The 6,620-nt window shown below is 54.6% G+C and carries 8 protein-coding genes and 1 pseudogene; 2 read left to right on the forward strand and 7 right to left on the reverse strand.

All coding sequences use genetic code 11. The features are described from left to right. On the forward strand, positions 1-300 hold a 300-nt coding region (locus E1297_RS35605; RefSeq protein WP_155146898.1), incomplete at its 5' end, for a putative sulfate exporter family transporter. 64 nt (positions 301-364) lie between these two features. Then, positions 365-727 (forward strand): cupin domain-containing protein, encoded by a 363-nt coding sequence (locus E1297_RS35610; protein WP_155146583.1) that lies wholly within the window; start codon positions 365-367, stop codon positions 725-727. Between the two features lie 242 nt (positions 728-969). Here E1297_RS35610 and otnC read toward each other — a convergent pair whose 3' ends face one another. The 7 genes and pseudogenes from otnC to E1297_RS50500 all read right to left on the reverse strand — a co-directional run. Continuing rightward, positions 970-1,611 (reverse strand): 3-oxo-tetronate 4-phosphate decarboxylase, encoded by a 642-nt coding sequence (gene otnC / locus E1297_RS35615; RefSeq protein ID WP_155146585.1) that lies wholly within the window; start codon positions 1,609-1,611, stop codon positions 970-972. Further along, positions 1,608-2,885 carry a 3-oxo-tetronate kinase gene (gene otnK, locus E1297_RS35620; RefSeq protein WP_155146587.1) on the reverse strand — a complete coding sequence of 426 codons (1,278 nt, stop codon included), beginning with the start codon at positions 2,883-2,885 and terminating at the stop codon, positions 1,608-1,610. Before otnK ends, otnC begins: the two co-directional genes overlap by 4 nt. Continuing rightward, a complete protein-coding gene (locus E1297_RS35625; RefSeq protein ID WP_155146589.1) occupies positions 2,882-3,679 on the reverse strand; it encodes an N-acyl homoserine lactonase family protein in 798 nt (265 codons plus the stop codon). Before E1297_RS35625 ends, otnK begins: the two co-directional genes overlap by 4 nt. Continuing rightward, a complete protein-coding gene (locus E1297_RS35630; protein WP_155146591.1) occupies positions 3,676-3,963 on the reverse strand; it encodes a putative quinol monooxygenase in 288 nt (95 codons plus the stop codon). Before E1297_RS35630 ends, E1297_RS35625 begins: the two co-directional genes overlap by 4 nt. Further along, complete coding sequence (locus tag E1297_RS35635; RefSeq protein WP_155146594.1) at positions 3,963-5,474, reverse strand: tripartite tricarboxylate transporter permease; 1,512 nt, start codon at positions 5,472-5,474, stop codon at positions 3,963-3,965. Before E1297_RS35635 ends, E1297_RS35630 begins: the two co-directional genes overlap by 1 nt. 4 nt (positions 5,475-5,478) lie before the next feature. Further along, the gene (locus E1297_RS35640; protein ID WP_155146596.1) at positions 5,479-6,228 is read right to left on the reverse strand and encodes a hypothetical protein; all 750 of its coding nucleotides are present in this window, start codon (positions 6,226-6,228) and stop codon (positions 5,479-5,481) included. Between the two features lie 57 nt (positions 6,229-6,285). Next, positions 6,286-6,620, reverse strand: a pseudogene (locus E1297_RS50500) (tripartite tricarboxylate transporter substrate binding protein); the annotation flags it as partial.

Raw genomic sequence — 6,620 nt, forward strand, 5'->3', positions numbered from 1 at the left:
CGTCGCCACGCTGATTTTGCCGATGAAAGCGGAAAGCGCCCACCAATTCTGCCGATGTTTGTTGTAGGCTTCTTGATCTTTGCAACACTGAACTCGCTCGGATTCATTCCAGCTGCAATCGCAGACGCTATGGCCAGCCTGAGCCGCTGGGCGCTGCTTGTTTCGATCGCTGCGGTTGGCATGAAAACGTCGCTGAAACGCATCCTGGACGTGGGTGGACAAGCGATTGCACTGATTGTGGCCGAAACCATCTTTATCGCACTGTTCGTCCTCATAGGCGTCTATGTAGTGCATATGTGAGTTGGGGCAGGATGCCGATGATAACCATCGAAAGAGTATTCCAAACATATCTGGAGACATCACTATGACAGCACATGTCATCAATCTGTTCGACGAACCTTCAAACCGCAGCGAGCGTCGTCTGGCTGATCTGCCGGAGCGCGTCGTCGACGGCGATCCCTACCACAAGATCGGAATGCATTTCACGAGCCCGGATGGCGCGCTATCTGCAGGGACATGGACGTCAACGCCGGGCAAATGGCATGCATTCACCGACAAGGATGAATACTGCTATATCGTCAAAGGCCATTGCGCACTGATCCATGAAGACGGAACGCGGCAGGACTTTCGCACCGGCGACAGCTTTATGATCCCAAACGGGTTTCGTGGATTTTGGGAAGTGGTGGAAGAAACAACCAAACACTTTGTCATCCGCGACTGCTCCTGAGTGAGTAAGCAGGCTTCAGAACGAGACAAACGTAAATCGCCCCCGTCAAAGACGGGGGCGCAGAAATTAGATCGTGAGTTTTTGCAGATCCGGTTTGTGTAGGAGCGCTCACGATGCTTCGTTCATGCTATTGATTTCTTTCATTATATTCAGATGTACTTGCACATAACTTTGCGTGGTATTTACGCATAATTTTGCACGATTTGCCCAAAAGTTTGCACACTCCCCCTATCGGTGTCCATTTACATGCTTCCGAAAGTCTCTTTGAGTTCTGCGACTTTCTCAGCATCCAGTAGGCGGGTTGGCAGGCCGCGCAAAGCCACTAGCAGCTTGGCCGTTTCTTCCAACTCTTCTGCGGCACAGACAGCTGAGAAGAGGTCCTTTCCCGAAACGACGGGGCCGTGATTGGCCAACAGAACCGCACTATACTTGCCGCCCAGTTCGCGGATCAAATCACCGGACTTCGGGTCGCCCGGCTTTACGTATGGCACCAGTTTAACCGTGCCGACGCGCATCACCACATATGGTGTCAGCGGCGGAATACAGTCATCTGGATTAGTGTCTTCTAGGCACGTCAGTGCGGTCGCCCAAGTCGAGTGCAGATGAACCACGGCGCCAGCCTCTGGCCTTGTCTCATAGAAGGCTTGGTGCAGAAAGACTTCCTTGGTCGGCTTGTCCCCGGAGACATGGTTCCCATCCAAATCAATCTTGGCGATACGCTCCGGATCTATATCTCCCAAGGTCGAATTCGTTGGTGTCATGAGAATCCCGTCATGTAAACGCGCAGAGACATTACCCGCAGTGCCAACGGAAAAGCCACGCGCAAACAGCGAGGCGCACAGCTCGGACATCTGCCGTCGCAGGGCCTGTTCTTCAGAACTCATTTGCCTGCCTCCATCATTCTCAACGCTTTCGAGAAGAAATCTGGAGCGCCAAAGTTTCCAGACTTCAAAGCCAGCGCAATGGGTTCAGATTTCCCAATGCTCAGGACTGGCACGCCCGGGTCGATCTCTGGCCCAATTGACATGGCCGGTGATCCCAGTGCCTCAGAGACGGCTTTGGCAACAGCTCCCGACGTCTCTCCTCCTGCCACCACAAGGCGTTTGTACCCCGTTTCGGCAAGTTCTCGTGCTGTATCTGCAAAGAGATTGTCCAGTTTTTCCGCCACGGCTTCTTGGCCGAATTGACCTTGGATCGCGCGAACATCTTCCGGGCTTCCCGATGAATACACGAGCGGCGCTTGATCCGGATGCGCTTCAAAGAAATCCAGAAGCGATTGCGCGGTCACATCCCCGGAAATCACGCCCGGAACATCAATGGCGAAGGTTGGATGGGATTTCGCATGAATCTCAATCTGCCCGCGGGTCGCACCTGAACAAGAACCCGCAAGGATCGCGGCAGGCCCTGCGATACCAGTGAACGCTCTGCCAGCACTTTTGGATGAAGTCTCTCTCAGGAAGTTTCTTGGTAGACCCAGCGCTATACCCGATCCGCCAGTAATGAGCTTGGCATCCTTTAGAGCTTCGCCCCAGGCCAACAAATCTTCATCCGAAATCGCATCGCCAATCACAAATCGTTCGTCGGCGTTCTGCCAAGCAGCAGCAATCCCCTCTGATCCTTGCTTCACGGCGTTAACTGGCACCAATCCAACCGCTTCTTCGGTCTGATGTTGCAACCAGCGCTTGATGTTCGCATCCGTCATCGGAGTAAGAGGGTGATTTTCCATCCCAGACTCGTGCAAAAGCTTACCGAGCACAAATAGATGACCGTGATAGACCGTGCGTCCCGTTGTCGGAAAGGCCGGGCAGAAAACCACCTTTTGCGCGCCCAGTTCGTTGGCCAACGCTTCCGCAACCGGGCCGATATTTCCTTGCCTAGTGGAATCAAAGGTCGAGCAATACTTGAAGATGAACTGGCGGCACCCTTGATCTTTGAGCCATCGCAGGGCTCGCAGGCTGTCCGCAACAGCTTCTTCGACAGGTGCAGTTCGGCTTTTGAGCGAGATCACACCCGCTTCTATCTCCTCGTCGGCTGGGGTTGTTGGAATACCCGGGAACTGAGCAGTTCGTAATCCACCTTCCGGCTGTACGCCCTTCGCCAATGTGTTCGCAATATCGCTCGCACCAGTGAAGTCGTCCGCTATGACGCCGATCCTCATAGTTTGATGTCCCTGGTTGGCCCAGGATCCAGTCTATGGATATGCGGTGCCGCTCCGACGGGAAAAACTTCTCGCACAAGCGGGTCATGGCCGGGCACGATAAGTCGAGGATGCGAGGCTAACTTCTCGAGTGTCTCGAAACCATCCATCATGTCTTGCAGGTCGACGACGATGGGAAAGGCTTTGCGCGCCATGAAATTCTCGTAATAATGCGAGGCATCAGAGGCGAGTACCATCCACCCGGCCGCCGTTCTTACGCGCACGCATTGCAACCCGCGGGAATGCCCTCCGATGCAGTGCACTGTGACCCCATCTGCAATCTCGGCTTCTCCATCGTAGAACACGACCTTGCCTGAATAGAGACGCTTTACGACCTCGCAGACATGGCCAGCCGTGAAAGGCGCGCGCAAGTGATCCTGGCACATGCATGGACCTGTAGCGAAGGCCATTTCCGCCGACTGCATGTGCAACTTTGCGTTAGGAAACATATGCAGCCCGCCCGCGTGGTCATAGTGAAGATGGGTCACGATGACCTCAGTCACCGCTTCCGGCGCGATGCCTAAGGGTCGCAAAGCCTCGCGAGGGTCCATCGCGATGGGACGACCACGGGCGGCGGCCTCTTCGGTATCGTAACCAGTATCGACCAGGATGACTTCGTTGCCGCGTTTGAGCACCCAAACGAAATAATCCATCGCATGGGGAGCGTCGTGATTATCATCGATGATGAAACTGTCAGCGCGCGTCCGGGCGTTTCGATCCGCGTATTTCACCGCGTGGATTTCCCAATCGTTCATCGGATGACCTCGGAATACTGGTGAACTACCTTGGTGGCGATCATATCAGCCACAGCCGTATCGAAGGACTGAAAATGCACACTTTCTAGGTGGGCAGAGAACGCCGCGCTGTCATCATAAACCTCATAGAGAAAAACTGTCTCAGGATCATCGCCGAGGCAAACGTCAAACTGCTGGCATCCGGCTTCTTCACGCAAAGAGGTTGAAGCGTTTTCGACCATCAGCGGCAAAAAGGTGTCCCGCGTACCGGGCTTGAGAGTGAAAGTGACAGTAACCACAAACATCAGACGGAAAGTCCTTTCAGACGTGAGAAAGCGCGCTTCGCAACAGGCAGTTGGCTTAGGATCAAACCAATGTTGAGCACCAGCAGAATGGCGGCACCAGGTCGTGAAAAGAAGACCGCAAGATCCCCATCCGCCAAGAACAGCGACCGGCGGAAGGTTTCGTCAAACAGGCTGCCCAGAATAACCCCGATAACCAACGGCGCGATTGGGTACTTCATCAGGTTCATGAAGTAGGCAACGGCGCCGACGCCAAGCATCAGGTAGAGATCATTGATACCACCACCGACGCTGAAAGACCCAATTGTTGTCAGAACCATAACGACGGGTAAGAAGATGGTCTGCGGGATGGCAAGTATTTTGATGAATACCCGAGCGGTGAACAGGCCCATCAAGAACATTGTCAGGGAGGCCAGCACTAAAATTGCAACCACGCGCAAAATGATCTCGGGGTCTATCGTGGGGCCTGGGATCACGTTGTTGATCTTGAAGGCCCCCATCAAAGCCGCGGCGGGTGGCGAACCGGGAATGCCCAACACTAAAAGCGGGATTAGCGCACCACCAATACAGGCGTTGTTTGCAGTCTCAGAGCACAGCAGACCTTCCAATGATCCTTTTCCAAACTTGTCGCCCTCGGTAGATACAGTCTTACCGACACCGTAGCTGACCCAACCGGCGACATCTTCGCCAACTCCGGGAAGTGCTCCTACCCCTGTCCCGATCACGCCTGACCGGCCAATGGTGGGCAGATAGCGCCGAATAGAGCGAAGGTTCGGAAGAATGCGGCCTTTCAGGGCCAGAACTTTCCCGGCCTCAACGTGCCTCAAACCGTCAATGATTTGGGGGATCGCAAAGGCCCCCATCAAAACTGGCACGACCTGAAACCCGCTCAACAGGTAAGACCAGCCGAAGGTATAGCGCGGTTCAGACAACAGAGGGTCAAGCCCCACCATGGACATCGCAAGCCCGATCAGACCGGCGATCCATCCCTTAATCACCAGGTCTTCGCTCATCAAAGTGCCAGAAAGCAGAATGCCGAACAAGGCCAGCAGTGCTTTCTCTGGGCTTGCGATGTTCTTTGAAACCAAAAGCAGCGCCCAGACGAAAATCAACAGCGTGATGGTTCCGATAACTGTGCCAATAAAACTGGCCGTCGTGGTCAGCCCTAGTGCTTCGCCCCCTCGACCCGCTTTGGCCAGAGGGTAGCCATCCATGGCCGTCGCCGCGCTGGCTGCCGTGCCCGGAATGTTCAGCAAAATAGACGGGTAAGAGCCGCCATAAATCGCGCCTACATAGGCCCCGAGCAAGGCGATGAGCGAATAGTCCAATGGGATTTTGTTGCCGAAAAATCCCGTCAGGATCGTCACAGCCAGCGTTGCGGTCAGGCCGGGCAATGCGCCAAACGTGATGCCCAGGAACACGGATGCAATCAAATACAGATAGGTCAGCGGGTCCACTGCGAGACCAACGAACGCCGCCCCAAATCCAGCCAGTTGCGATAGGAAAAAGTCCATCCGATCAATCTTTCCATAACGGACGAAGCGTCACGTAGTAGTGGTATTCGATTTGCTTGAAGATCAGCCCGCCGCGTGCAGGCACGTTCTGGCGGAAAACAAAGGCCATCGCACAAACGAGGATGAGCGGGGCAAGTATTGCCACCAATGGAACGAACCGCAAAACGCGTTCGGAAGCTGCTTTGGTCAGCACCAAAAGTGTCAACGCCACCCAAACGGCCAGTGTGAACCAATCATCACCGTGTGCATTCCAATCCGCCCGCGCAGGAAACACGGCGAACGCAAACAAACCGGCGACAACAACTGCGACACAGGCCACCAAAGCACGCCGCGCATGACCTCCGTAGTAGCCGTAAGTCAAAGCTGTAATCAGCAACCCAGAACACAGAATGAAGTCCACTCTGGGGACCAGTCCGACGACATATGCAAGAAGGATCAGGCCGATTGTTGATGCTCGATAGGCTTCCGACTTATCCCATCCGATCCCCAAAGCACTGAGCGCGTTTTGGGCTCCACCTGAACGGATCGAAATAGCCAGCAAAACGAAGGACAAGCCAAGCAATCCACCGAAGATGAACAGCGGTACAATTGCAGCCGAGTTGTACCAATCAGATCCACTTACACCTGCGCGGTTTTCACCCCAAAGCGGGATGTCCGACGTCTTCCAAAGGAAAAAGGTGGAAATTGCTATCAGACCAATCGATGCCCAGAAATCGCGCGCCCGCATGATCAGTGTATCGTCAGGTTTGTCCATTGCCTGCCTCTTGTCGGAAAGGGCGCGATCAGGCGCGCCCTTTCAAAAGTGATCGGATTATGGCTTCTCGATACCCAGCGACGCCGGATCGACGGTCGCTGCGCCCAGATCTTGCAAGGTGTAGGCAAATGTCGCCTCAAGGTTCGCAAACAGCTCCTGAGCTTCTTCGCCGTGTTGACCACCGACATCGTAATTGTTTGCCGCGGCCCATTCAGCGACGGTGTCGGAGGCAATCGCTTGCTCGAAGGCATCACCAAGTGCGGCCTTTACGTCGTCCCCGGCTGAACTGTGAACTGCAAAACCGATGGCCTGTTTGAGCGGTAAATACTGATCGAGACCGTCATAAATGCCAAAGGCAGAAGGCACTGTTGCCCCTGCAATCTGCGCATCTT

The sequence above is a fragment of the Roseibium sp. RKSG952 genome (assembly GCF_009711355.1).